The sequence below is a fragment of the Pseudoalteromonas shioyasakiensis genome, assembly GCF_001550135.1.
GTDB lineage: Bacteria > Pseudomonadota > Gammaproteobacteria > Enterobacterales > Alteromonadaceae > Pseudoalteromonas > Pseudoalteromonas shioyasakiensis.
Genome location: NZ_LRUE01000024.1, coordinates 221,212 through 246,433, shown reverse-complemented (window position 1 = coordinate 246,433; position 25,222 = coordinate 221,212). Strand labels below are relative to the sequence as shown.

The following is a 25,222-nucleotide window of genomic DNA, read 5'->3' as shown; positions in this document are numbered from 1 at the left end:
TACCTTATTAATAATTGTTATTATTTATTGTGCAAAAACAAATATACCAGATTCATTTTTATATTTATAAATTTTTTATAAATATAAATGAATTTTCTGAGTAAACACCGATGTTTTCTAAATTAGCTGCGATAGGCAGTTGACTTTACATACAAGTGTTTTTACATTAGTTCAATGAAACAAATTATCTCTCGCACTTATTTTTCGTTTTTTAGCTTCTTTAGATAGAGGAGGCTTAACTGTTTGCGAGATAAATTCACCGAATAGCTAAAGCCTCCCACTTGGGAGGCTTTTTTGTTTGTGCACTGTTTTGGAATGAGGAAACCAACATGAGCATTGATACATTAAATGCGTTACGACACGATATTAATGAAATAGATTCCGACTTATTGGTGTTACTGGCTAAAAGACGCCGTATTAGCCACAGCGTAGTTGAATATAAAATTGCCAATAACAAACCGATTCGCGATGAAGCCCGCGAACAAGCATTACTCGAAAAGCTTATTAATTATGGTAAGTCGCTAGGTCTAGATGCGTACTACATCAATAATGTGTTCCAAACTATTCTTGAAGATTCTGTTTTGAATCAACAAGCAATGCTACAAAAGAATCTAAACCCTGAAGCGATGAGCGAAAGTCATCGTGTTGCATATTTAGGTGGTCAAGGTTCTTATAGCCAATTAGCCTGCCATAAATATTTTAGCCGTCGCCCAGGTAAGCTGATTGAGATGGGCTGTTCGAGCTTTGATCAAATCACTGGCAAAGTTGAAAGTGGCCAAGCTGATTTCGGCTTACTGCCAATTGAAAACACCAGCTCAGGTAGTATCAATGAAGTGTTCGATTTATTACAACATGCACAAGTATCAATTGTCGGTGAGGTCACTCACAGCGTTGAGCACTGTTTATTAGCAATGCCAGGTACTGAGCTTTCTCACATTAATAAAATCTTTGCTCACCCACAGCCTTTTGCTCAATGTAGCCGCTTCATTCAGGGTTTAGGTGATATTCAACATGAAACCTGTGACTCAACCTTCCATGCATTACAATCAGCGGTTGAAACTACAAACAGCGCCGCTATCGGCTCAGCACAAGCAGGTAAAAATGTAGGGTTAGAAGTCGTTAAATCAGGCCTTGCAAACCAAAGCGAAAACCATAGCCGCTTCATTGTCGTCGCGCGTAACCCGTTGCAAGTATCTAAGCAAATTCCAACAAAAACCAGTTTGATTATGGCGACCAAACAACAAGCGGGTTCATTGGCTGATGCCTTGATGATTTTTAAACAACATCAAATTAACCTAGTAAAATTGGAATCTCGTCCAGTACCTGGAAACCCATGGGAAGAGGTGTTTTATGTTGACCTTGAAGCAAACCTTGATGACTTACATGTTAAGCAAGCGCTTGAAGAGCTAAAAGAACACACCCAATACACCCGTGTATTAGGCTGCTATCAAAGTGAGTCTTTGCAAGCTGTTAGTGTGTAACAGCCAGCCTAGGTATGATTAATGAAAAGGAGCTCGTTGGCTCCTTTTTCGTATAATTTCATCTTAGATACTTGCACCCACTGCCCTGTCTAAGCATAATCTTGAAAACAATTTGAAATTGGAACTTTCATGAATTGGTTAGCAGAATTAGCAACTAAAAGAACACCTTGGTTATTATTAGCCGTTATTTCCCTCGCATTTGAAATCACTGCGTTATTTTTTCAATACAACATGGGCCTTGAGCCATGCATCATGTGTATATATCAACGTACCGCTGTTTTAGGCTTACTTGCAGCGGGTGTGATTGGTGCAATTAACCCACAAAATATGGTTGTTCGCTTAGTCGCATTTGCCACTTGGGGTGTCTCTGCAATTTGGGGTTACTTTATTGCCAAAGAACACATTGCAATGCAAAACAATACTGACCCTTTTGCATTTAGCTGTGCATTTGAACCTAACTTCCCAAGCTTTATGCCTTTGCATGAATGGATCCCTAGCTTCTTTGCCGCTACTGGTGATTGCGGAAATATCGATTGGCAGTTTGCTTCTATGAGTATGCCAGCATGGATGGAAGTGATTTTTGCAGCATTTTCAGTGGTATTTGTGGCTGTTCTAGTTAGCCGATTAGTGAGTAAAAAGTCGCTATAATGATTTATTTTTTTACTAGCCAAATCCCTGCTTTAAAAAGCTTTAAAGTAAGGCAACGCCAGCAAATTATTGCCCTTGCTTTGGCTCATTTAAGCCCAAGCAAAAAGATCATTTTATCAGTATGTAAGCTTGCCTTTTTAGCACCATTATTTTTAGGCTTGGCCTACTTTGAAGGCTGGATGCTTATTCCTTGGTTATTGTTAGCGGGCTTGAGTTACCCACTCATCACAACACCTATCGAAAACATGTTCGCATTAGCGCATTTAGACAAAGCTATCGATGAATTTAAACAGGGCGAATAACGCCCTGTTTAGGTGTATAGCCCGCTATTTATAATGTAATTTTCCCCTCAAGTTTAGCAAATAGCTTATCGCCAATTCCTTTTACTTCTTTTAATTGCTCTACCGACTTAAACGGACCTTGCTTTTTACGGTGCTCAACAATCGCTTTAGCTTTTGACTCTCCAATACCCGGTAATTGAGTAAGTTGATCTATGCTGGCTTTGTTTATACTGAGCTTTTGCATTTTAACTTGTGTTGCTTCGGTTGGTTTAACGGCGAATGCCGATGTAGCAGGTAGTAACGCAATGCTTGTGGCAAGTAAAATACTTGATAGTAATTTCATAATTTCCTCCATGATGTCCATCTTGGACAGGTAGTTAGCTATTACCCAACACTCACTCCATCGCTTGTGTTTAACTTTGGGTAACAATTTAAATAAAGCTAATGTCCCTATTATTGTCAAATTTGCTGAATAAAATTTTTCTCAAGTTACTTGCAAAGTAAGCCCCGAAGCATTACTGTATATAAAAACAGTAATCAAAGTAGCGGTATTACGCTGCAAATGCCACGCTTAAATGCAGGAGAAATCATGGCTGTTGTTGTTAAATATGTTGTAGAAAGAAACGGAGTCGAGCGCATGACGTTTACTACTAAGAAAGAAGCTGATGCGTATGACAAAATGCTCGACATTGCTGAGTCATTAGAACTAATGCTTGAAAAAGTTGATGTACCATTAAGCGAGCAACAAATTGAGTCACTGGCGCTTGAAATGGCAAAAGAAAAAGACCAATTTATGGCGGTACTTAAAGGTGCAAAAGACGCCCCAGCTAAGCCTAAAAAAGCAAAGTCAGACGACAACGTTGCTGATATAAAAGAAAAAGCGGCAAGCTAAACGCAAATTTAGATCATAAAAAAGGGCAACAGATGTTGCCCTTTTTTGTGTTTAATCAAAAACTACAGTGACGACTCAACTTCATCAAATAAGTCTGTAATTTCTTTTTTCGGCTCAGCAGTTGTAAGGCTAACAACAACAATAGCAATTGTTGATAAAATAAAGCCTGGGACAATCTCATAAATGATTGCACTTAATGCTTGGCCATCAATTGTAATTGGCGCGTAAATCCAAAACAGCACTGTTGCAGCACCAACAACCATACCACTAATAGCGCCTTGTAAGTTCATACGCTTCCAGTAAAGGCTCAGTAATACGAGTGGACCAAATGCAGCACCAAAACCTGCCCATGCATTACTCACTAAGTCTAAGATAGAGCTATTGCGGTCATAGGCTAGGTAAATAGCAAATAGAGCAACCAAAATAACACTAATACGACCTACTAAAACCAGCTCTTTTTGCGATGCACTACGGTTTAAGTAAATCTTATAAAAATCTTCGGTTAGTGAGCTTGAACAAACTAATAACTGTGATGAGATAGTACTCATAATCGCCGCTAAAATAGCTGCCAATAAGAAGCCGGCAATTAAAGGATGGAAGATAAGCTCAGACAACACTAGGAAAATCGTTTCTTTATCATCAATTGGCATTTGGTTTTCAAGCATATAAGCAGCACCAAATAGACCTGTTAGCACAGCACCAATAGCTGAAAGCGTCATCCACGACATACCCACACGGCGCATAGTCGGCATATCTTTCACAGAACGCACAGACATAAAACGTACAATAATATGTGGTTGACCAAAATAACCAAGGCCCCATGCCATTGCAGAGATAATCGCTATCGTTGAACCACCTGCAAACCAATCCATCATATTAAGTGCATGAATTTCTGATTCTTTTGGTGAGCTTAATAATAAGTCATAGCGTGCATTAGCAAGTGTATCCATAACTGGCTGATCAAGCATGGTAAACGTTGCAATTGGCACAGCCAGCAACGAGATAAACATGATACAGCCTTGTACAAAGTCAGTCAGGCTCACTGCTAAGAAGCCACCAAACAAGGTATATAACACGACGACACCGGTTGTGATGTACAGACCCATTTCGTAGCTCATATTAAATGAGTTTTCGAACAACTTGCCGCCTGCAACAACACCTGATGACGTATACAAGGTGAAGAAAACAATGATTACAATCGCAGAGATCACACGCAGAATATTTTTATTATCATCAAAGCGGTTCGCGAAGTAATCTGGAATGGTGATTGAGTCATTCGCCTTTTCTGTGTAAACACGTAAACGAGGCGCGACTAGGAAGTAGTTAGCCCAAGCACCGAGCACTAGACCTATGGCAATCCAAACCTTGCTTAAACCAAACAAATACATTGCACCCGGTAGACCCATTAGCAGCCAACCACTCATGTCTGATGCGCCAGCTGAAAGCGCAGCAACACTTGGTGATAAATTACGACCACCTAGCATATAGCCTGATACATCGTCGGTAGATTGCTTATAAGCATACAGCCCAATCCCCAGCATGACGATGAAGTACATTGCTAACGAAATTATCATTCCTGTTTCCAAATTAGCCTCCAAAAGTTGTTTAATGTTGGCTTTTAATCCGAATAATGACTCGCAAGTTATTTAATTTTAAGACATTATTGGGGTAAAAACCGATATCACCCATGACTATAACATGCTTCCCCCCTACAACTCCAATCAAGCAGTTCAATGGCAGGGTTTACAATTTCAACCTTTTCATAACAAAAATATGATATTTAATCGCAAGTTATAGAATTCAATTGCAATTTATCCTAGTCTTAAGATCAGAATAAAATCAGTATTTATCCTCAAATACTCGCATTTAATTAATGCTATTTCAGGCACAATGACATATATTGCTGATGGATAAATGAATTAACCGAAGTGGACATGCCAGGACTATGTATTTTTACGCTGCACGCCAACCTATTTTAGATAAGGAAAAGAAACTTGTCGGCTACGAACTCCTGTTTAGGGATGGCGTAGATAACGTGTTTCCAGACATTGATGGCGATGAAGCAACATCACGACTCATTGAAGGTAGTCAGTTCAATTTTGGTTTAGAAGATTTAACGGATAACAAACCAGCTTACATTAATTTCACTTTAGAGACACTCCAAAAAGGCTACCCTTTATTACTGGGTAAAGAACAAGTCGTTGTCGAAATTCTTGAAACTATTCAACCAGGTAAACGTTTACTTGCTCTGGTTAAAGATTTAAAAGAGCGTGGTTACACACTGGCCCTTGATGATTACATTCATCAACCTGTCTGGCGTCATTTTTATCCGTATATCGATATGATCAAAATTGACTTTTTAACCACAGACAAAGAGTCGATTGAAGCGGTTATTGAAGCGATAAAACCTCACCCGCACATCAAGTTGCTTGCCGAAAAAGTCGAAACTTACGAGAAATACCAACTTGCCCTAGAAATGGGTTTTAGTTACTTTCAAGGCTTTTTCTTTTCAAAACCGGAGATGGTACAAAGTAAAACTTTGCCACCTTCTGAGATGGCTCTTGCCGAGCTCCTATACGAAACATCAAGTATTGATTTAAACCTTAGAAAAATCACTGAGGTGTTTGAACGTGACGTTAACTTATCTTATAAGCTATTACGCTATTCAAACTCCGCGGCATTTAAACGCCGTGCCGAAATCAGCACAATCAAGCAAGCGCTTATCGTATTAGGAAGCGAAGAAATTAAACGTTTCTTGTCGCTGTTATTTGCAGCTCAAGTATCTGCAGATAAACCTGCTGAACTGATCCGCCTGTCGCTAACCCGAGCACGGTTTGCTGAATTACTGGCAATTAGTCATGGTAAGTTACGCGATACAGGTATGGCTTTCTTAACAGGCATGATGTCATTAATGGATGCTATCTTAGATGAAGATATGCCAAGCGTTATGAATAAGTTACCGCTGACCAACGAAATTAAAGACGCTCTACTTAAAGATGAAGGCTTACTCGCTACCTATCTAAACCTTGTAAAATTCTATGAGCAAGCAAATTGGGAAAAAGCGAAAGAAATCCAACAACAGTTGGGCCTTAAGCCAGAAGAAGTACCGGACGCTTACCACGACGCATTAAGTTGGTCTAATGACCAAATGAGTGTGTTTGGAGACTGATGAATATCAATCTATTAATGCTATAAAAAATGCCAGCAATTGCTGGCATTTTTATTTGAATAATCTTAAAGATTTTCTAAGAAGTCTTCGTCAAAATCATCAGGCTCTTTTTCTACTGGCGGATTACCATCATGTAGCTCATATAATTGACGCTGGAAGTAAATATCCTTCATGAAGATATAAGGGTCTAGCGACTCATTTAATAGGCTCTCTTGTGGCATTAATGAAGCACGGGCCTCAACCGCTTTCAGCGCGAACACTAATATTGTCTGTGGTGTTGTTAACGTGATTTCAGGTAACACAAAGTTATCTACCACATCACCTGTTAGGTTTCGTGCTGTACTTGGCCCCATACCTGGGATCATCAAGTATGCGCCATCACCTACACCCCATACACCTAAGGTTTGACCAAAGTCTTCATCGACAATTTCTAAACCCAGCGATGAAGCGACATCAAAAAAGCCGAGTAAACCTACCGTAGAGTTCACTAAAAAGCGCGCTAGGCTAATACCCATATTACCAGGTTTACCTTGCAGGCCAGCATTGACCATATCCGTTGGTGCGGTGATGTTATCGGTAAAATTAACAATGCTACGTCTTACCGGTGTTGGCGTGACTGTAACGTAGCTAACAGCTGCTGGGCGAAGAATATAAGCGTCAAGCACGTCCATATTAAAATCATACATAGGACGGTTAAACGACTGTAATGGGTCTCGCTCATCCGCTTTTTCTTCAGGTATTTGTGCGCATCCTGCAAGCACTACAAAAAAGATAAAAAATATACTGTGCCTAAACATCGGCTATCCTTAAGGTATTAACTCATTAATTAGCAACGAATATTCTTTTACGTTTGCGCGCTCTAAAACATCCGACTTGCCTTCCAACTCGCCGCTAGAAGTTACCACAGTTGCATCTTTTGATAAACGCGCAGTTAAAATAATTTTATCGACACTTGATAGATTCAAGCCTTCTACCATGGCATTGCTATCACTCAATGTCACGGTTAGCGGAAAGCTATATTCGGTCATTTTTACCACAGCTAATGGCATTTGTGGACCACTGGCTGCTTTTGCAAAAACAAATAACGTGCCGTTTTGTGGCTGCGAATCTGCAAGTGCAGAGTCTAAATCAACCGTGATGCTAATTTCACTGTTTGAAGCTTCTGCGAGTTTTGTATTTGTAACTTGCTGCTCATTATTTAAATGAGCATCAATTTCAGCAATTCGCTCTGCAATCATGCTATAGCGCGGGTCGTTTTGCTGCATACTTGCAAGCAGTACTTCAAACGCAGTTTTTGCTTGCAGCCAATCTTTACGCTCATAAGCAATTAGGGCTAGCAATGAGATAGCATCAATATTGGTCGGCTCTGCTTTTAACACTCTCGATAACATAGTCGCCGCACGAGACATATTCGCATCACTGCCTTCCATTAACAGAACTTGCGAATAGCTGATCAGCACTTGCTTGTTATCTGGGTTCATTTTAAGAACCTTATCAAATGACTGCATTGCCATATCAAATTCATTTAATGACATAGCAACACGACCTAGCAGCATCCACGCCACTTCATCATCACCACTTTGATCAAGCTTGGTACGCAGTGCTAAAGCAAATGCTTGAAGCTCATTCGGTGTTAACGGCTCACCATCTTGCATCACGGCACGCTCACCATACGACTTAAGGTTTGCCATCGCGTCATGCCAGCCTTTAATTTGCTGCTGACTACCCGTGTAACCGTAAAAGATAGCCGTTAAAACAATTAAAAAGCCAGCGCCAGTAAGGGCAAAAATACGGTTGTTACCTTTACTATTCAGCGCTTTTTCTGGAGACAATTCATTGAGTAAACGACGCTTTTGTTCGATAACTGACTCATCGTGCATTTGTGCATCAATACGCTGGTTATCTAAGTCAGCTTTAAGCTCGTCTAAACGTTGATGATAAATTCGGATTAACTCCGAGTTTGCATTGTGATCAAGGCGTTGAATACGTTCGCGTTTAAAAAACGGAACGACAACAAATAGCAATGCAACCAGTGTGAGTAAAACAAAAGAAGCCCACATAAATGCCATCTAGCTTTGCTCCTGACGTTGATTTTGTTCAATTAACTTTGCAAGCAGCGCCTCGTCTTGCTCTGTCCATGTTTGTTTTACAGATGCCTTACGTTGGCGTAAAACAATAAAGCCAAAGCCAAGTACTACAATTAATACTGGCAATACCCATAACACTAAGGTTGCTGGTGTTACTGGTGGATCGTAATGTACGAAGTAACCGTAACGGTCAATCATATAATCGATGACTTCATCTTTGCTTTTGCCATCTTTTACCAGCGTTAACACTTTGTCACGTAAGTCTTTGGCTACAACGGCGTCTGAGTCAGCAATGTTCTGGTTTTGACATTTAGGGCAACGCAGCTCTTTGGTAAGTTCACTAAAGCGAACAGCTTGCTCTTTATCATCAAATTGATACTTGTCTTGCTCTGCAAATGCGCTAAACGTGATAAGCAAACTTGCTAAAAAAATCACGAGTCTCATTACTGTAACTCCTGCATTAACGGTGCGAATTTGGCTCGCCACACACGCGGATTAATATCGCCGGTATGGTGCAGCAAAATAGTGCCTTGTTTATCGACTAAAAAGGTCTCTGGTGCGCCAGACACACCTAAATCAAGGGCTAATGTGCGTTTTAAATCTAAGATATTAAATTGATATGGGTCGCCAGCACGATTAAGCATGCTAGTGACATCTTCGCGTAGTGCGTTAATATCAAACTGGCCATCAAAGTCAGGGTCGTAGCCTTGCTCGTAGTATAAGCCAACAATCTTAACGCCCTGCTCTCTAAGCTCGGTTAAATAGCCTAACTCAGCTAAACAGGTCGGGCACCATGTGCCCCACACATTAAGTAAGTAAACTTCACCTTTTAAATCTGCATCAGTCCAACGCTTTGACTCATCCATCAAATCTGGCAGGTTAAAAGCTGGCATAGCCTGCCCAATACGCCCTGTTTGCAGCTCACGCGGGTTAGCAAACAAGCCTTGATATAAAAACACACACAGTAAAACGAAAACCAGTAAAGGTGCTAGTGCGAGTAGTTTACGGTTCATGCTGAAGCCTCCTGCTTAGTCGATTTTTGGCGGTAGCGTTTATCACCAAGCACTAAAAAGCCTGCCAGTGAAATCAAGATACCACCGAGCCACATCCAACGAACATAAGGCTTATGGTAAATACGTAACGACCACGCACCTTGGCTTAATTGCTCACCAAGCGCTAGATATAAGTCACGTGTGAAGCCAGCATCAACAGCCGCTTCAGTCATAAACTGCATACCAATGTCATAACGGCGTTTTTCAGCATGTAAAACGGTTACTTGTTTATCGTTTTTCAGCACAGTGACAACACCAGCATGGCCACTATAGTTTGCGCCGCGGATAGACTTAACACCATCAAAACGATACTGGTATTCATTTAACGCCACAGTGTCACCCGGCTTCATTGATACATCACGCTCTACTGAATAAGCAGAGGTGAGCGTTACACCTGCAATCACGAACGCTAAACCAACATGGCCTAAAACCATCGCCCAATAGCTTAGCCCTAAACGTTTAAAGCCTTCGCCTAAGGTTTTGTGAATAGTTACTTTTGCCGCTAAATCAACCACTGTAGTAACAACAATCCATACCGCTAGCGCAGTTGCAATAAAGGTAATTGGCGCAATTACATCGTAACTTGAATATAACCACGCTGCCGTAGCCACGAGACTGACTACAGCCGATAGTGCAAACTTGTTTTGCAACATCGACCATTTATTTTGTTTCCAACGTAACAGCGGACCCATACCCATTAAAATGGCAAACGGTACCAGTAAAATAGCAAACATCTTATTGAAGAACGGCTCACCAATCGAAATGCTGCCTAAGCCAAGTTCTTTGTGGATCATTGGCAATAATGTACCTAGCAATACAATCAGCGTTGCCACAACTAAGAAAATATTATTTAACCAAAGCGCAACTTCACGTGAGGCAAACTTGTAACGGCCCTCACTTTTCACCTGTGATACACGCAGTGCATAAAGCGATAAACCACCACCAACTACAATGGCTAAGAAAGCTAAAATAAACATACCGCGGTTAGGATCTGAGGCAAAAGCGTGCACAGATACTATGATACCCGAGCGAACAATAAAGGTACCCAGTAAGCTTAACGAGAATGCTGCAATAGCCAACAATACGGTCCACGACTTAAATACACCACGCTTTTCGGTGGTTGATAATGAGTGCAGCAATGCGGTTGCTACAAGCCATGGCATTAATGATGCGTTTTCAACTGGATCCCAGAACCACCAGCCACCCCAGCCAAGTTCTGAATATGCCCACCAACTACCAATGGTAATACCGAGTGTTAAAAAACCCCATGCTGTCATAGTCCAAGGACGAGACCACTTAGCCCAGGTATTATCAAGCTTACCTGTAAGTAACGCTGCAATAGCAAATGAGAACGACACAGATAAACCCACATAGCCCATATAGAGCAATGGCGGGTGAATAATCATACCCGGGTCTTGCAATAACGGATTTAAATCGCGACCTTCAACAGGGAAATACGGCAATAAGCGCTCAAATGGACTCGACATTAATAAGGTGTATAACATAAAGCCAACACCTAAAAAGCCAAGTACACCCAGTACACGAGCACGTAATACCCAAGGTAATGATTGCGACCGCATAGCAACAACTGCTGTCCAACCCGCTTGCATTACTAACCAGAGTAAAATTGCCCCTTCATGACCACCCCATGTCGAGGTTATCTTGTAGTACCAAGGTAAGGTGCTACTTGAGTGATAAGCAACATACGAAACAGTAAAGTCGTCGGTTAAACTGGCATAAACAAGTGCAGCAAAAGACAAAAGTACAAATACGAATTGTCCAATTGCCAGTGATGGAGCCGCACGCATTAAACGTAAATTGCCGGTATGCGCGCCCCACAAAGGAAAAATACACAATAGAACACTGAGAACCATGGCCAGTGTTAAAGAAAAATAACCGAGTTCTGGGATCATATTAATTGCCGTTATCTAAGTTATACGTCGGTTTTTCGTGCTTGATACCCTTCACAGCTTCAGCAACTTCTGCAGGCATGTACTCTTCATCATGCTTTGCAAGTACTTCAAAGGCATCAATTTCATTGGCTTTAACTAACACGCCCTGCGCTACAATCCCTTGCCCTTCACGGAATAAATCCGGCAAAATCCCTTGATAATTAATTGTCACCATAGGGCCTTTATCAATCAGTTTAAAGCTTACCTTTAAGCTTGATTCGTCACGAACAACTGAGCCAGGTACAACCATGCCACCAATACGTAGCTTTTGACCAATATGCGGTTTTTCTTTGTTTGGTCCTTTACCCTCAACAAGTTCACTTGGGGTATAGAATAAATTAATGTTTTCTTGCAGTGCGTACAGCACTAAACCAATCGTTGCACCCACACCAAAAATAATGGCTACAACTGCTAATAAACGTTTTTTACGTCTTGGATTCATTGCCCTGCCTCTTGCTTCGCTTTCTTAATGCGCTCTTCACGTTGTGCTTGCTGCTTTACTGAAGAGAAAATACGTTTTGTATCGTTTAACGAACTAAATAAAATACCGAGTAAAATTAATGCACAGCTACCAAAAGACAACCATACATAAAAGCCATAGCCACCCATGGCAATAAAATCTGCAAAAGAATCAAACTGCATGATTAACCTCGCTCAACCATATCACGCACCCAAGGGCGATGCTTTTCACGTTGGAGAATTTCGTTTTTAAGACGGATTAACGTCACCACACCAACAAAACCTGCAAACGCAACAATGTTAACCATTAATGGCCAAAACATGCTTGGATCAATGGCTTTAGTATCAAACTTTGTAATGGTTGCACCTTGATGCAAGGTATTCCACCACTCCACCGAGAAGTGAATAATCGGTAAGTTGATAACCCCAACAATGGCTAATATACAAGCAGCACGCCCCGCTGCTTTTTTATCTTCAAAAGCATGATAAAGCGATAACACACCAAGGTATAAAAATAACAGAATTAACTCAGAGGTAAGACGTGCATCCCACACCCACCATGCGCCCCACATAGGTTTACCCCATGCTGCACCGGTAATTAATGCTATCGCTGTCACACATGCCCCGACAGGTGCAATTGCAATCACTGCAAGTTCTGCATTACGTAATTGCCATACTAGTGCGATCACTGCTGCAATCGCCATAGAAGAGTAAGCGCCCATAGATAAAATAGCTGAAGGCACATGGATAAAAATAATTCGGTAGCTGTCTTTTTGTTGGTAATCGGCTGGGGCATAAGCAAGCCCCCAGACCCATCCAACAATCATACAAACCACCGTAACGACGGCGAAATAAGGCAGTAAGGTGTTACACAATTGGTAAGCACGATCTGCTTTTGCGTAGGGATGTAACCACTTCCACATATTAACTTACACTCACTTTCAATGCTGACGATATGGCAATTGGTGCCGCTATAATCGCTACGATTAGCATGGCACCAAGGATTGCAAGCTGTCCGCTATAGGCAAGCTCCATAGAGCTGGTATCAATAGCCGAGGTTGCAAAAATTAGTACAGGGATATACAAAGGCAGAACAAGCAAACTCATTAAAATGCCGCCTTTTTGTAGTCCCACAGTAAGTCCAGCGCCAATTGCGCCAATGAAGCTAAGCAAAGGCGTACCTAACAATAAGGTCAGAACGGTTGCTAAAAGCGCTGAACTTTCTAAATTCAATAACAAAGCAAATACCGGAGTCATTAATACTAAAGGCAACCCCGTGATCACCCAATGCGCCGCCACCTTTGCAAGGACAGTTAACGGTAATGGGTATGATGAAGCAATTAATTGCTCTAATGTTCCATCGTGATAATCATCACGAAATAGCTTATCTAAGCCCAACATAGTCGAGAGTAACGCAGCGACCCAAATAATGCCCGGCGCCATACGAGCAAGTAGACCGGGTTCAGGGCCAATTGCTAACGGAAAAAGTGTAATAACAATAAGAAAAAACAAGATAGGGTTAACGATTTCAGCACGCTGACGAAACGCTAATTTAAGATCTTTAGAAAAAACCGCAGAGAATAATTGCCAATACGAATGCTGTTTTACCATCAGTGGCGATACTCCAAAGTCACTGTTTGTAGGTCACTAAAATGTGTCGTTAAGTCTTGGTGGGTAGTTAAAAGAATCGCGCCACCAGCATTTAGGTGCTCAACAAAGCGTTCTTGTAAAAATGCCACACCGCTTTTATCAAGGGCTGTAAATGGCTCATCAAGGATCCATAGTTTGGCACTGTTTAACCACAGTCTTACTAGAGCGACACGGCGCTGTTGCCCTGCTGACAACATACGAACAGGCACATCCTCAAGACCTACTAAGCCTATTTTTGCTAAGATCGGATACAAGTCTTGTTTGCTATCGTAGCCATTAATTTTTAGCCAAAATGCGACATTCTCAAGGGCGGTAAGCTGTGTATTTACCCCTGTTTTATGGCCGATGAATAATAACTCTTGTGCAAATTCATCATAGTATTTTGTAATCGAGCGTTCTTGGAACAAAACATCGCCTTCATCCGCCATAGCGAAACCCGCGATAATACGCAATAATGATGTTTTACCAGCCCCATTCGGACCAGCTAATTGCATAATTTGTCCCGATTTCAAGCTGAAATTAAGATCCGCAAACAAACAACGATCTTGCTTGATGCAGGTGACGGCCTTAATGTGTAACAAGATGACGATTCTCTATACCCAAAATTAGGCGTTAGTCTACCATAATGATAGGGTAATACGAATATTGCTTTAAAACGATTAACTTATATTTGATCTAAAATAATGAATAAACAAAGCCAGTTGACTCTCAGCACTCAGCTTAATCTAGACCCAAAAGCAATCAGCAGTGCATCACAGCAATCCCCTAATGATGCCTTAAAAATGCTGGCTGAGCAGAGTCTAACTGCCCGTAATATCGTGATTGGTAAGCAAAGCGTGCAAATGGACGTGCTAATCAATAACTCATGGCAAACACTGCGCTTATCAACAGAGCAAGAAAACCTCAAAACTGAGCGCTTTTTAGCAGCCAATATTCAATTAAGTAGTGATGGAAAACAGCTGACTATCACGCCAGCACCGCTGACGATTACACTTGGCAAAAGCCAGCAATTACAAGCACTACTGAACTTGCTAACACAAGGGAGTGCAAATACAAATATGCCGCACCCAGCTCAGATTGCGCCAAGTAAACCTTTGCTACAACTACCGGCATTAAAAGCTGAGTTTGCTCTTAACAATAGCCTGGTTGCTCTTTTAAAAGCTGAAGCACCACTTAAAGCCATTTTGCTGCCTGCTACCAACCAACAAAATAGCTTTAATTTAAACATTATTAATCGCTTTGGGGATTCTCTCCATCAGCAAAGTGTTAGCCAACAAAAAGTAGCCGAGTTGGTGGCTAAGCTAACCCCTGAAATGAATTTAAAATTAGCTGGGCAACAAGTACAGTTAAGTGTTGCAAACAAGCAAAGTAATGAATTAACTTTACCGCTACCTACAATATCGCCAAAACAAGCGAAGCAAATTCAAGCGCAGTGGCAATTTCACCCTCATGCATTAAAACTAACCCCCCAGCAAGTTAAAAATACTGTTGAACTTATAAATAAAGCGCCTGTGCAACAAATACTGTTAAAGAACTCGCTGTCAGAGACATTCAATCAAGCATTAAAAAGCCAAGCTATTGAACCTAAGAGTACGTTTTTAGCGCCATCGAGCAGCTCAAATTCCCCCATTAGCTCTTGGCTAAAAGACAGTTTTGCAGATTTAAAAACGCGTATTAGTGATGCAGTGCGCTATTTTGAAAAGCTCCCTGCTACCACCAAAGCGGCTGTTTACCAGTCAACGCATCAGCTGATTGAAAGCAAAAATACGATTAGCCAACTGGGCTTTAATGCTAATAAAATCAATATAGTAAAGTTTGCCGCTATTCAACAAAGCGCGCCACAACACGCCGCCCCCCAAGTATCGCAAAAAACCAGTGGGCCAGTTACAGCAAATACGCCATTACCTGCGACTAAACAGACAGTGCCATTAACCGAAAGTCAGTCTTTAAAGCAAGTTAGCTTACCCGTGAGTTATAACAAGGCTCCACCATTAATACAGTTACTGCAACGGATAAAAGTCAGTTTAGAGCCGTTTGTTAGCGCGCAGCGCCCTGCCACTCAAATAGCAATCAATAGTAAAGCGCAAACTCCTGCTTTGAATAAAGATACGGCTTTACAACAAACACCTGTAGACAACAAAGCGGTTAGCGGCGCTGTTACTGCCATGAAATCTGACAGACCAGCCACAGAGCAGCTCGCTCAAGCTAAAAATAACCTTGCTAATTCAGTAGTTAAAAATCTGAGTGAGCAGGTTACACAAACTAAACAAGCGACATTAAACTCAGCGCCCAACCCTACTGCACAAAATTCAAAGCCAGATTTAAAAGGGGCACCTGCTCCTTCGCAACAACAAGCTGAGCGAGCAATAAAAACAGTGGCTAAAAACCTTGTAGCGGCAACGCCTAATGAACAAATAAAACAGAATAACTCAGCGACTCGAGCGCCAACTGAGCAAACAGCAGGGTTACAAAAAGTTGCTCAGCAACAAACTCAATTACACGCCCCCTACTTAGCTTTGAAAGAACCCAACTTGAGTCAGCCATTGTTGCCGATAAGAGCGATTGAGGCGGCACTGATTGCTAAGCTATTACCGCTTCCTGAAAGCAAACCTTTAGCAAGCACACCTCTATCGGTGCAATTAACAGAAAAACTTGTAGCTCTGAGTGAGCAAAACACATCGTCTTCAGTAGATTTAAATCGACTCGTAAATCAAGCATTTAATCGCATGATCTCGAGTCAAAACATGCATCCTACTACGATTGAACGAGAGCTTTTAAGTATCCTCAGGCCAACAGCATTACCCAGCCAGACTCAGCAAGCGAGCTTTAGCCAAGGGTTAGAACAATTAGCAGTGGCTTCACTTGCCGCGCCAATTATTAACCAAGCACCAACCAACCTTAGTTTTAATAACCAGACTGGTCTTGATGCCTTACTGCAAGTGTTAGTGCCCAACTTTAAAGCCGTTAACGGCAATAAATTACTCGAGCAGCTACAGCAGCCAGCGATGCAAGCCATGGCGGCTGAAGCTTCACAACTAAAAAACACGTTGGCTCAGGTGCAAACAACACCTATCAATCAGCAACAAGATAACAGTGCTTTAGCGCAATTTTTCTTGCCGATGAAATTACCTCCTGAAACAGGGCAAACAGAAATCAGCTTAGGACAGTATAAAAAGCCAAGTAAAAATAAACTCGAAGCGAAAAATATCTGGTTTGTGCGCTTGAACTTTGATTATGCACAGCTTGGCAAGTTACAAATTACCGCAGAGGTGATGGATAAAGCAGTTGATTGCCAGTTGCTCGCTTCTTCACAAGAAGTGACAGCGCTTGCTCATCCGCATTTAGAAACACTTCGTCATAAATTAGCAGGCCATGGCTTAAATGTAGGTGAGTTAAACTTGCAACAAGGGACGTCAAGCCACCAAGCTTTTTATAAATCCCATGCGATTATTAACATTAAGGTATAATTCTTATGAGTGAACAAGCGGTGCATAAATCAGCAATTGGCTTACTCTACGAAGCTGGTAGCTCGCCACGAGTAACCAGTAAAGGCTTTGGTGAATTGGCTGAAGAAATCGTCAAACTTGCTGAGCAAAAAGGTATTTTGATACACCAAGATGCTGATTTAGCGCAAACCTTATCGCATCTTGAGTTAGGTGAAGAAATCCCGAAAGAGCTCTATTATGTCATTGCCGAGTTAATTGCTTTTTCGTACGTATTGCGTGGTAAATTTCCACCGGGTTGGCAAGACTTTCAAGGTAAGCTCAACATTCAAGCCTAGTGCTCAAATGTACTCAAATAAAAAAGCGCCTTATTGGGCGCCTTTTTGTTTATGAAGTGACATGAGTAGTTCAGCTTCGGCTCTGGGTAATTCGCATTCACGAATTATTTCTTCTAAATCAGCGCCTAGCTCAACCATTTTAACCGCTCGCGAATAAATTTTCGCATTCGGATCATCATATTTTTGTGCATCTTGTAGCTGTTCAAGCTCTTTACTTTTTTCTTCAACAGCAACAACGCGTTTGCCAATACTCAGCATGCCGGCTCGCATCTCAGCCACTTCGCTACGTAAAATACTCAATTGCTGTTGAGCTTCTTGTAACTGTTTTTGCTTGGCTTGAATCGCCGCCGCTTGCTTATTGTTATTGACAAAAATAAGCCCCAAACACACTAATACAAGTAAGATTGAGGCACCAAACAAAGAGTATAACAGCATATAATTTCCAAACGCTTATAGTGCGCTTAGCTCGTCCCACTCATCGTCATTTAATAATTTATTAAGATCAACCAAGATCAGTAACTCACCATCACGGTTAGATACACCTTGGATAAACTTAGCACTTTCTTCTGTGCCAATATTTGGCGCACTGTCAATTTCAGAGCTACGTAGGTAAACCACTTCAGCAACACTGTCGACTAAAATACCAATCACTTGCTTTTCAGCTTCAATGATAACGATACGAGAGTTATCAGTGACCTCAGCACCCATTAAGCCAAAACGTGCACGAGTGTCGATAACAGTAACAACATTACCACGTAGGTTAATAATACCTAATACATAAGAAGGCGCACCTGGTACAGGAGCAATTTCGGTATAGCGAAGTACTTCTTGTACTTGCATTACGTTAATGCCGTACGTTTCTTCTTCAAGTTTAAAGGTTACCCACTGTAACACTTCATCGTTGCTATCAGCGTTTTTATTTGCTGACAGTAGTCTTTCTTCACTCATGCTATTACTCCGTAAAAATAGTTACTGCTCACGGCTATCTAAGCCCTGCTCTAGCAATTGATTTAAATTTTCAACGTCAATCAAGGCGCACATTTTCTCTTTGATAACACCTGCAAGCCAAGGCCGCTTACCTGATTTTGCTCGCCATTTTACATCTTCTTTACGAAGCGTAATATTATTTACGAGCTTTTCAGCCAATAATCCCCATTGACTGTCACCTAAGGTGATTAAATACTGATAATCTAATGATTGTTCTAATTTTTCATCATACTTTTCTGGCATAACCCAACGTGCAGTATCAACAACATTTAGTTTTTCTTCACGGTTTAGCATTACACCTTTAAACCATTTAGGTTTACCAAATAATTGGTTAACCTCAGCCAGCTGATGAATTCCCCCTAATGCTTTTAACGGTACAGCAAGCGTTAACCCTGCAACCTCAAAGAATAATGCCTGAAATTCACCATCAAAATAGTCTTCTTGACGATCAGACGAGGTTTTTGCAACCAGTTCAGCTTTAGGCTCTGCGACTATATCTTTGATATTAGCTTGGTTCTCGGTTTTCTCAAGCTCTTTAATCGGTTCTGGGGGTGGTAAAACAGGTTCTGGAGTAGGCTGAACGTCTGTCAGCTTTTCTTCCGTCTTAGTTTCAGGCTCTTTAACCTGCTCCAGCAGCTTTGCGACTGGCTCAAGATTTTGGTCTGTAGGCTCATCTTCACACAACAAAGCGCCCAAATATTGGGTCATCACTTTTTCATTGGCAAATAAATGCTTACTCATCTTTAACCTTGTGCAACTAAGTAATCAAGCAGCGCGCGATAGGCAAATACCCCACGCGAACGCGGGCAAAATTGAATCGGCACTTGTTGTGCTAAACTAGCATCTCTAAACTTTGTATCGACAGGAACAACGCCTGACCATACTTTATCTTTGTAATTATCCTGCAGAGTCTTGTAAGCTTCAAGTGATGCTTTAGTACGTTTATCGTACATTGTAGGAATAATTGTATATTGGTACTGTTTTGCTTGCGATGTTTGCATCAACTCCATCGTACGCATCATACGATCAAGCCCTTTTAAGGCCAGAAATTCTGTTTGTACTGGCACTAAAATTCGCTCACTAGCTGCAAGAGCATTGACCATCAAAACCCCTAAAACAGGCGGGCAATCAATAATTGCATAGTCATAATGGTCGCTAATTTTAGCCAGTGCTTTTTTTAGTATTAAGCCCATACCATTTTTATTGCCCATGCTTCTATCAAGCGTCGCGATTGCCATCGTCGCAGGTAAGATATCAAGGTTTTCAAGTGTTGATGGACATAGGGCCTGTAAAATTTCTTCACTGGCCATGTTATTGCCGCGCGCAAAGATATCATACACGCTAACTTCTAAGTCTTCTGAATCTATACCAAAATAATAAGTCAATGATGCATGCGGATCGGTGTCAATAAGTAACACGCGTTTTCCTTGTAAAGCGAGAATACCAGCAAGGCTAACGGCTGTTGTTGTTTTCCCTACCCCACCTTTTTGATTCGCTACGGTCCAAACTTTCACATCACACCTTATTATTGTTCATTGCGCGTGGTAATCCTAATGCCACCATGTGGTAATTGAATCACTTTAATGCTGTTATCATCGCTTGGCAACTCAATTTCTGTCGTCTGTTGCGGTTGGTTTTGTGACTCTTGTTCAGTATTTTCTGGCTCTTTTGGCGGTAAACCATATTTAGACAATGCAACAACCACTTTGCGGTTTTCTGCGCGACCTTGCTCAGTGTCATTACTTGCGAAGGGCGAATACTGCCCGTAACCTTCAATAGCCATACGCGCAGGGTTAATGCCTAAACTCTCAAGCTCAACCAGTACGGATGTAGCCCGCGCTACAGATAGCTCCCAGTTTGAGCGAAACATCTCATTACGAATACCTTCGTTATCGGTATAACCACGCACGCGAATGTAGTTATCAACCGGCGCGATAATATCTTTCACTAAACCAACAACTTGCTTGGCACGCTGCTGTGCAACAGCACTGCCCGATGAAAACAGCATACCTGAACTTAATTCGATGATAAGCCAATCTTGGTGAAGCTCTAAACTCGCTTCACCATCACGAATTTCATCTATGAGCGCAGACTGTAATTTAGTTAGTAAGCTGTCGAGAGGCTTGCCGAGATGTTTTTTCTCAATATTGCTGGTTTCGCTTTGTCCATCGAGTAATTCAGGGCCCTGCTCATTTTTACGAATGCTCTCACCGTATAGAATGTCGTTCTCAGGACTAACTCTGTCAGTTAATATGCCTGTGCCGTTAACCCCAGTGCCAACCTGTTGTTGCTGACGAGCTGATTTTTCGAACACCTGCTCCAGTGAGTCTGAGAGAATCTGAAAGTCTTCATTTTTACTAATTGCGATAGCATACATGACCACAAAAAAAGCAAACATGATGGTCATGTAATCGGCATAAGAGACAAGCCAGCGTTCAGTATGTTGGTTTTTTGACGTGTTATGACGCAGACGACGGCGCATCATAATAAATTACTCGTCAACTAAGCTTGGGCGCTCTACACGGTACGCCTCAAGTTTTAGTTCGATATTAAGTGGGCTTTCACCTTGCGAAATAGCAATAATGCCTTCAGCAAGTAGTTCATGATACAGCATTTTTTGCTCAACTTGTTGCTTAAGTTTATTCGCCATCGGCAAGAATAATAAGTTAGCTAAACCAACACCGTAAATAGTAGCGATAAACGCAGTAGCAACACCGGCACCCAGTTTTTCAGGGTCGGTGATAAATTGCATAGCTTGAATCAAACCGAGTACTGCACCTAGAATACCAATTGTAGGGCTATAACCGCCCATGGCTTCGTAAACTCGGCTTACCTCGAGTAAGCGCTCGCGTTCGAGCATTAAATCAATTTCAAGGGTATCTCTGAGCTTTTGCTCATCAATCCCATCAACAAGTAGACTCAAGCCCTTTGCCGCATACGGGTCTGAATGCGACAGCGCTTCAGACTCAAGGGCTAAGTAACCTTCTTGGCGTGCTTTGTGTGACCAACGCTTAACTTGTTCAATGGCTGCATCAATATCGTGGTATGGCGGAAAGAACACCCAATGACTGATCTTAAGTGTTTTAGTAAAAACACTTGCAGGGGTTTGCAGCATCACAGCCCCAAGCGTACCACCGAGTACGATGATAAGCGCAGGACCATTAAACAGCGCAGAAACAACACCGCCCTCTAATGCATAACCAAAGGCGATGGCACTTATCGCGACAATTAAGCCAAGAAAAGATAGCTTATCCACAACCAGTCTCACGCGTTAGGCGAGCTGCAACATCCGTGAGTGCTAAGCTCTCGCTCGCCAGCCCCGCATTTGCAACAGCTTGTGGCATACCATACACCACACTGGTTTTTTCATCTTGCGCCCAAATAGTAGCACCGACTTGCTTAAGCATACGCGCACCATCACGGCCATCTGCGCCCATGCCCGTTAAAACTACAGCTAGCACATCACCACCAAAGGTTTTTGCAGCACTAGCAAAGGTCACGTCAACGCTCGGTTTGTAAGTAATACGCGGACTGTCGTCTTCAAACACACGCAGTGTGCGAGAGCCGCCTCGTCCTTCTATTAGCATTTGTTGACCACCAGGTGCTAAATAAGCGGTACCAGGCATTAAACGGTCACCATTTTGCGCTTCTTTCACATTGATTCTGCATAAGCCATTGAGGCGTGCTGCAAACGCAGGTGTAAATGCTGCAGGCATATGCTGAATAAGTAAAATAGGATGCGGAAAGTTAGCTGGCAGCTGAGTTAAAATTGTTTGTAGCGCTACAGGCCCACCGGTTGATGTGCCAATAGCAACTAACTGATATTGCTTGCCCGAAGCGCGAATATTACTCGTACTCGAAGACGATGCGGCAGGCGAACTAGCAGGAGCTGGACGGCTAAAGCTGCGATCAGGTTGAACAATACCGCTACTCGTATTTGTAGTACTACTGCTCCTTGGTGCAGGAGCCGGAGTTGGTCGCGAAATAGGTGCTGGGCGCGAAAAACGAGAAAGGCGACGTCGACCAATTTCTTTTACTTTATTTTGTAAAAGCGCGATTGCATCTTCATTGTTGCGTGCAATGTCTTCAAATTTTTTCGGTAAAAAGTCTAACGCCCCAGCATCCAGTGCATCTAGGGTTGCGGTTGCACCATCACGAGTGAGTGATGAGAACATTAAAATAGGAGTTGGTGTTGCTGCCATTATTTCTTTTACGGCACTAATGCCATCAAGAACCGGCATTTCAACATCCATAGTAATTACATCAGGTTTTAGTTCACGGGCTTTATCTACCGCTTCACGACCGTTTACGGCAAAACCAATCACTTGAATATTGCTGTCTTGCTCTAAAATTTCGCTGACACGGCGGCGAAAAAAGCTTGAATCATCAACAACTAATACTTTGACTGCCATTGGCACTCTCTTGTTTTATATCATTCAAAATGCAGCTAAATGCTGCACTTTATTATTTATTATTAGCCAACGTAGTGTTTAAGCATGCTAGGTACATCGAGGATCAGTGCAATACCACCATCAGAAGTAATTGTCGCACCTGCCATACCTGGTGTACCTTGTAATAAGGCATCTAAAGGTTTAATAACAACTTCCTCTTGACCTATTAACGAGTCAACTACAAAGCCCACTTGCTTAGTACCTATTTGTACAATAACCACGTGACCTTCTGCTTTACGCTCTTGGCGGTTGGCACCTTTTACTAACCAATGTTGTAAATAGAAAAGCGGGATCGCTTTTTCACGTACAATAATTGTCAGTTGGCCATCAACTACGTTAGTTTTAGTTAAATCAAGGTGGAAAATTTCGCTAACACCAGCAAGTGGTAATGCGAAGGTTTGCTCACCCACAACAACCATTAAGGTCGGTAAGATAGCAAGTGTTAATGGCACCTTGATTTCAAGTGCAGTACCTACACCCAGCTCAGACTGTATATTAACCGAGCCATTTAACTGAGTGATTTTAGTTTTAACAACATCCATGCCGACACCACGGCCTGAGATGTCAGAGATCTCTTCTTTGGTTGAGAAACCTGGTGCAAAGATAAGATTGTATGCTTCGGTATCCGACAAGCGACTTGCTTGGTCGTGATCGATCACACCTTTGCTAATTGCGATTTTTTTCAGTTTCTCAGCATCCATACCTGCACCATCATCACGAATGGTTAGTAGGATGTGATCACCTTCTTGTGATGCCGAAAGCGTTACGGTACCTGTACGTGGTTTACCTGCGGCTTCACGCACGTCTGGCATTTCAATACCATGGTCAACAGAGTTACGCACTAAGTGCACCAATGGATCAGCAAGTGCTTCAACAAGGTTTTTATCTAAATCGGTTTCTTCACCAACTAGCTGCAGGTTAATATCTTTTTTCAAGCTACGGGCTAAGTCACGAACAACCCGTGGGAAACGGCCAAATACTTTCTTAATTGGCTGCATACGGGTTTTCATTACCGCGCCTTGCAAGTCTGCGGTTACCACATCTAGGTTAGAGATGGCTTTACCCATTGACTCGCTATTGCTGTTATTAGCAAGGCTCACTAAGCGGTTTCGGACCAATACCAGCTCACCCACCATGTTCATGATTTCATCGAGACGTTTAGTATCAACACGTACCGTTGTTTCTGCCTGTGGTGGTGGCGCTTTTTTCGGTGCAGCAGAAGCTGCAGGCGATTTTTCTGGTGCTTTTGCAGGAGCTGGAGCTGGTTTAGGCGCTGCGGCAGCAGATTTAGGCGCAGGTGCCGGTTTTGGTGCTGCAGGCTGTGCTGGTTTTGCAGGTTCTGCTTTTGGTGGTTCAGGCGCTTTTTCTGGCGCAGCCGTTTCTAAAGACTGAGGAGCAGTACCTTTACCGTGTAATTCATCAAGCAGCGCTTCAAACTCGTCATCGCTAATTTCATCGTCTGAGTCATTGCTTGAAGGTTCTGCTGCAGACGCCTGAGGAGCAGCCTGTGCAGGCTTTGTAGCTTCAGGCTGAGCAGGAGTATCTTGTTTTACTTCACCAAAGTTACCAACGCCATGCAGTTCGTCTAATAAGCTGTCAAATTCATCATCGGTAATATCGTCACTATCACTGCTAATTGCTTCAGGAGCAGTCGCTGCTGGACCTTGGCCTTTGCCATGCAGTTCATCTAGTAGACTTTCAAATTCGTCTTCGGTGATTTCGTCAATATTTTGTGACTCAGCGCTGCTATCTGCAAGACCGCCGCCATCAAATAACATATCGAATGCAAATGGGTCATCTTCATCGATATTGTCTGTTGTTGTTTCTGCTGTGACTTCAGGCGTATCAACAGCGGGCTCTTCAACTGCGGGTTCTTCAGGTGCAACTGCAACATCCTCTGCTACAGATAAATCTTCACCTGCAAGCTCTTCTGCAGTCGGTGGCTGACTTAATTTATGAAGGACTTCTAATAGGGCTGGGTCTGCAGGCTCTGGCTGTTCGCGATTTTGAATCGTAGCGAACATTTCGTTGATAGTGTCGAGAGCCTGTAAAATTACGTCCATTAGTTCTGGTGTTACACTGCGTACACCTTGGCGTAATAAATCGAAAACATTCTCTGCACCATGACACGCATCTACAAGTTCAGTCATACTTAAGAAGCCTGCACCACCTTTAACAGTATGGAAGCCTCTAAAAATGGCGTTTAATAGATCTTTGTCTTCTGGGTTGTTTTCAAGCTCGACTAATTGCTCTGACAAAAGCTCTAAGATTTCTCCTGCTTCAACAAGGAAATCCTGTAATATATCTTCATCGACTTCAAAGCTCATGCAGC

At 42.1% G+C, this 25,222-nt stretch carries 27 protein-coding genes; 7 read left to right on the top strand and 20 right to left on the bottom strand.

The features are described 5' to 3' along the window. Positions 1-329: 329 nt before the first annotated feature. From PASHI_RS20065 to PASHI_RS20055, 3 genes are all read left to right on the top strand, one after another. Positions 330-1,481 carry a chorismate mutase gene (locus PASHI_RS20065; protein ID WP_054562150.1) on the top strand — a complete coding sequence of 384 codons (1,152 nt, stop codon included), beginning with the start codon at positions 330-332 and terminating at the stop codon, positions 1,479-1,481. 129 nt (positions 1,482-1,610) lie between these two features. Continuing rightward, the gene (gene dsbB / locus PASHI_RS20060) at positions 1,611-2,129 is read left to right on the top strand and encodes a disulfide bond formation protein DsbB (protein WP_054562151.1); all 519 of its coding nucleotides are present in this window, start codon (positions 1,611-1,613) and stop codon (positions 2,127-2,129) included. After that, positions 2,129-2,431: a DUF6170 family protein gene (locus PASHI_RS20055; RefSeq protein ID WP_055197970.1), complete on the top strand. Its 303-nt coding sequence runs from the start codon at positions 2,129-2,131 to the stop codon at positions 2,429-2,431. Before dsbB ends, PASHI_RS20055 begins: the two co-directional genes overlap by 1 nt. A gap of 28 nt (positions 2,432-2,459) precedes the next feature. Here PASHI_RS20055 and PASHI_RS20050 read toward each other — a convergent pair whose 3' ends face one another. Beyond that, positions 2,460-2,753, bottom strand: a complete 294-nt coding sequence (locus PASHI_RS20050; protein ID WP_054562153.1) for a ComEA family DNA-binding protein — start codon at positions 2,751-2,753, stop codon at positions 2,460-2,462. 246 nt (positions 2,754-2,999) lie between these two features. Between PASHI_RS20050 and PASHI_RS20045 the strand changes: the two genes are divergently transcribed. After that, positions 3,000-3,302, top strand: coding sequence for a YebG family protein (locus PASHI_RS20045; RefSeq protein WP_054553324.1), 303 nt, complete (start codon positions 3,000-3,002; stop codon positions 3,300-3,302). Positions 3,303-3,364: 62 nt separating this feature from the next. Here PASHI_RS20045 and putP read toward each other — a convergent pair whose 3' ends face one another. Next, positions 3,365-4,876, bottom strand: a complete 1,512-nt coding sequence (gene putP / locus PASHI_RS20040; RefSeq protein WP_062566820.1) for a sodium/proline symporter PutP — start codon at positions 4,874-4,876, stop codon at positions 3,365-3,367. A 371-nt stretch (positions 4,877-5,247) separates the two neighbouring features. Here putP and PASHI_RS20035 point away from each other — a divergent pair, with 371 nt between their 5' ends. Continuing rightward, entirely contained in the window at positions 5,248-6,471 is a 1,224-nt protein-coding gene (locus tag PASHI_RS20035) for an EAL and HDOD domain-containing protein (RefSeq protein ID WP_054562155.1), read from the top strand. Positions 6,472-6,536: 65 nt separating this feature from the next. Here PASHI_RS20035 and PASHI_RS20030 read toward each other — a convergent pair whose 3' ends face one another. The 10 genes from PASHI_RS20030 to ccmA are packed head-to-tail and all read right to left on the bottom strand — an operon-like array spanning position 6,537 to position 14,252. Beyond that, complete coding sequence (locus tag PASHI_RS20030) at positions 6,537-7,268, bottom strand: MlaA family lipoprotein (RefSeq protein ID WP_062566819.1); 732 nt, start codon at positions 7,266-7,268, stop codon at positions 6,537-6,539. Between the two features lie 9 nt (positions 7,269-7,277). After that, positions 7,278-8,540, bottom strand: a complete 1,263-nt coding sequence (ccmI, locus tag PASHI_RS20025) for a c-type cytochrome biogenesis protein CcmI (protein ID WP_062566818.1) — start codon at positions 8,538-8,540, stop codon at positions 7,278-7,280. After that, complete coding sequence (locus PASHI_RS20020) at positions 8,541-9,002, bottom strand: cytochrome c-type biogenesis protein (protein ID WP_054562158.1); 462 nt, start codon at positions 9,000-9,002, stop codon at positions 8,541-8,543. It abuts the gene before it with no gap. Beyond that, positions 9,002-9,571, bottom strand: a complete 570-nt coding sequence (locus tag PASHI_RS20015; RefSeq protein ID WP_054562159.1) for a DsbE family thiol:disulfide interchange protein — start codon at positions 9,569-9,571, stop codon at positions 9,002-9,004. Before PASHI_RS20015 ends, PASHI_RS20020 begins: the two co-directional genes overlap by 1 nt. Further along, positions 9,568-11,523, bottom strand: coding sequence for a heme lyase CcmF/NrfE family subunit (locus PASHI_RS20010; RefSeq protein ID WP_062566817.1), 1,956 nt, complete (start codon positions 11,521-11,523; stop codon positions 9,568-9,570). The genes PASHI_RS20015 and PASHI_RS20010 overlap by 4 nt, the downstream gene beginning before the upstream one ends. 1 nt (position 11,524) lies before the next feature. Continuing rightward, positions 11,525-12,004, bottom strand: a complete 480-nt coding sequence (ccmE, locus tag PASHI_RS20005) for a cytochrome c maturation protein CcmE (RefSeq protein WP_054562161.1) — start codon at positions 12,002-12,004, stop codon at positions 11,525-11,527. Beyond that, positions 12,001-12,204 (bottom strand): heme exporter protein CcmD, encoded by a 204-nt coding sequence (gene ccmD / locus PASHI_RS20000; RefSeq protein WP_054553244.1) that lies wholly within the window; start codon positions 12,202-12,204, stop codon positions 12,001-12,003. Before ccmD ends, ccmE begins: the two co-directional genes overlap by 4 nt. A 2-nt stretch (positions 12,205-12,206) precedes the next feature. Continuing rightward, a complete protein-coding gene (locus PASHI_RS19995) occupies positions 12,207-12,944 on the bottom strand; it encodes a heme ABC transporter permease (protein ID WP_054553245.1) in 738 nt (245 codons plus the stop codon). Between the two features lies 1 nt (position 12,945). After that, positions 12,946-13,632, bottom strand: a complete 687-nt coding sequence (ccmB, locus tag PASHI_RS19990; protein WP_054553246.1) for a heme exporter protein CcmB — start codon at positions 13,630-13,632, stop codon at positions 12,946-12,948. Further along, complete coding sequence (ccmA, locus tag PASHI_RS19985; protein ID WP_156426507.1) at positions 13,632-14,252, bottom strand: cytochrome c biogenesis heme-transporting ATPase CcmA; 621 nt, start codon at positions 14,250-14,252, stop codon at positions 13,632-13,634. Before ccmA ends, ccmB begins: the two co-directional genes overlap by 1 nt. Positions 14,253-14,354: 102 nt before the next feature. Here ccmA and fliK point away from each other — a divergent pair, with 102 nt between their 5' ends. Together fliK and PASHI_RS19975 are read left to right on the top strand one after the other, a co-directional pair. Beyond that, complete coding sequence (gene fliK / locus PASHI_RS19980) at positions 14,355-17,138, top strand: flagellar hook-length control protein FliK (RefSeq protein ID WP_062566815.1); 2,784 nt, start codon at positions 14,355-14,357, stop codon at positions 17,136-17,138. 5 nt (positions 17,139-17,143) lie between these two features. Next, positions 17,144-17,452, top strand: a complete 309-nt coding sequence (locus PASHI_RS19975; RefSeq protein ID WP_054562165.1) for an EscU/YscU/HrcU family type III secretion system export apparatus switch protein — start codon at positions 17,144-17,146, stop codon at positions 17,450-17,452. A 30-nt stretch (positions 17,453-17,482) separates the two neighbouring features. On the opposite strand, the gene PASHI_RS19970 is transcribed toward PASHI_RS19975, so the two are convergent. From PASHI_RS19970 to PASHI_RS19935, 8 genes are all read right to left on the bottom strand, one after another. Beyond that, on the bottom strand, positions 17,483-17,887 hold the full coding sequence (locus PASHI_RS19970; RefSeq protein WP_055020709.1) for a DUF2802 domain-containing protein: 405 nt from the start codon (positions 17,885-17,887) through the stop codon (positions 17,483-17,485). Positions 17,888-17,902: 15 nt separating this feature from the next. Next, positions 17,903-18,400 carry a chemotaxis protein CheW gene (locus PASHI_RS19965; protein ID WP_054553251.1) on the bottom strand — a complete coding sequence of 166 codons (498 nt, stop codon included), beginning with the start codon at positions 18,398-18,400 and terminating at the stop codon, positions 17,903-17,905. Positions 18,401-18,421: 21 nt separating this feature from the next. After that, positions 18,422-19,180 (bottom strand): chemotaxis protein CheW, encoded by a 759-nt coding sequence (locus PASHI_RS19960; protein ID WP_062566814.1) that lies wholly within the window; start codon positions 19,178-19,180, stop codon positions 18,422-18,424. Between the two features lie 2 nt (positions 19,181-19,182). Beyond that, positions 19,183-19,953 (bottom strand): ParA family protein, encoded by a 771-nt coding sequence (locus PASHI_RS19955; RefSeq protein WP_054562168.1) that lies wholly within the window; start codon positions 19,951-19,953, stop codon positions 19,183-19,185. An 11-nt stretch (positions 19,954-19,964) separates the two neighbouring features. Then, the gene (locus PASHI_RS19950; protein ID WP_062566813.1) at positions 19,965-20,924 is read right to left on the bottom strand and encodes a flagellar motor protein MotB; all 960 of its coding nucleotides are present in this window, start codon (positions 20,922-20,924) and stop codon (positions 19,965-19,967) included. A 6-nt stretch (positions 20,925-20,930) separates the two neighbouring features. Further along, positions 20,931-21,695, bottom strand: coding sequence for a flagellar motor protein (locus PASHI_RS19945; protein WP_054562170.1), 765 nt, complete (start codon positions 21,693-21,695; stop codon positions 20,931-20,933). After that, entirely contained in the window at positions 21,688-22,851 is a 1,164-nt protein-coding gene (locus PASHI_RS19940) for a protein-glutamate methylesterase/protein-glutamine glutaminase (protein WP_062566812.1), read from the bottom strand. The genes PASHI_RS19945 and PASHI_RS19940 overlap by 8 nt, the downstream gene beginning before the upstream one ends. A gap of 62 nt (positions 22,852-22,913) precedes the next feature. After that, positions 22,914-25,217 (bottom strand): chemotaxis protein CheA, encoded by a 2,304-nt coding sequence (locus tag PASHI_RS19935; protein ID WP_062566811.1) that lies wholly within the window; start codon positions 25,215-25,217, stop codon positions 22,914-22,916. Positions 25,218-25,222: the final 5 nt, after the last annotated feature.

Bases quoted from the DNA above. Each gene is read 5' to 3' on its own strand.
- PASHI_RS20065 (WP_054562150.1), top strand. From the start codon at position 330: ATGAGCATTGATACATTAAATGCGTTACGACACGATATTAATGAAATA.
- dsbB (WP_054562151.1), top strand. From the start codon at position 1,611: ATGAATTGGTTAGCAGAATTAGCAACTAAAAGAACACCTTGGTTATTA.
- PASHI_RS20055 (WP_055197970.1), top strand. From the start codon at position 2,129: ATGATTTATTTTTTTACTAGCCAAATCCCTGCTTTAAAAAGCTTTAAA.
- PASHI_RS20050 (WP_054562153.1), bottom strand. From the start codon at position 2,753: ATGAAATTACTATCAAGTATTTTACTTGCCACAAGCATTGCGTTACTA.
- PASHI_RS20045 (WP_054553324.1), top strand. From the start codon at position 3,000: ATGGCTGTTGTTGTTAAATATGTTGTAGAAAGAAACGGAGTCGAGCGC.
- putP (WP_062566820.1), bottom strand. From the start codon at position 4,876: ATGATAATTTCGTTAGCAATGTACTTCATCGTCATGCTGGGGATTGGG.
- PASHI_RS20035 (WP_054562155.1), top strand. From the start codon at position 5,248: ATGTATTTTTACGCTGCACGCCAACCTATTTTAGATAAGGAAAAGAAA.
- PASHI_RS20030 (WP_062566819.1), bottom strand. From the start codon at position 7,268: ATGTTTAGGCACAGTATATTTTTTATCTTTTTTGTAGTGCTTGCAGGA.
- ccmI (WP_062566818.1), bottom strand. From the start codon at position 8,540: ATGGCATTTATGTGGGCTTCTTTTGTTTTACTCACACTGGTTGCATTG.
- PASHI_RS20020 (WP_054562158.1), bottom strand. From the start codon at position 9,002: ATGAGACTCGTGATTTTTTTAGCAAGTTTGCTTATCACGTTTAGCGCA.
- PASHI_RS20015 (WP_054562159.1), bottom strand. From the start codon at position 9,571: ATGAACCGTAAACTACTCGCACTAGCACCTTTACTGGTTTTCGTTTTA.
- PASHI_RS20010 (WP_062566817.1), bottom strand. From the start codon at position 11,523: ATGATCCCAGAACTCGGTTATTTTTCTTTAACACTGGCCATGGTTCTC.
- ccmE (WP_054562161.1), bottom strand. From the start codon at position 12,004: ATGAATCCAAGACGTAAAAAACGTTTATTAGCAGTTGTAGCCATTATT.
- ccmD (WP_054553244.1), bottom strand. From the start codon at position 12,204: ATGCAGTTTGATTCTTTTGCAGATTTTATTGCCATGGGTGGCTATGGC.
- PASHI_RS19995 (WP_054553245.1), bottom strand. From the start codon at position 12,944: ATGTGGAAGTGGTTACATCCCTACGCAAAAGCAGATCGTGCTTACCAA.
- ccmB (WP_054553246.1), bottom strand. From the start codon at position 13,632: ATGGTAAAACAGCATTCGTATTGGCAATTATTCTCTGCGGTTTTTTCT.
- fliK (WP_062566815.1), top strand. From the start codon at position 14,355: ATGAATAAACAAAGCCAGTTGACTCTCAGCACTCAGCTTAATCTAGAC.
- PASHI_RS19975 (WP_054562165.1), top strand. From the start codon at position 17,144: ATGAGTGAACAAGCGGTGCATAAATCAGCAATTGGCTTACTCTACGAA.
- PASHI_RS19970 (WP_055020709.1), bottom strand. From the start codon at position 17,887: ATGCTGTTATACTCTTTGTTTGGTGCCTCAATCTTACTTGTATTAGTG.
- PASHI_RS19965 (WP_054553251.1), bottom strand. From the start codon at position 18,400: ATGAGTGAAGAAAGACTACTGTCAGCAAATAAAAACGCTGATAGCAAC.
- PASHI_RS19960 (WP_062566814.1), bottom strand. From the start codon at position 19,180: ATGAGTAAGCATTTATTTGCCAATGAAAAAGTGATGACCCAATATTTG.
- PASHI_RS19950 (WP_062566813.1), bottom strand. From the start codon at position 20,924: ATGATGCGCCGTCGTCTGCGTCATAACACGTCAAAAAACCAACATACT.
- PASHI_RS19940 (WP_062566812.1), bottom strand. From the start codon at position 22,851: ATGGCAGTCAAAGTATTAGTTGTTGATGATTCAAGCTTTTTTCGCCGC.
- PASHI_RS19935 (WP_062566811.1), bottom strand. From the start codon at position 25,217: ATGAGCTTTGAAGTCGATGAAGATATATTACAGGATTTCCTTGTTGAA.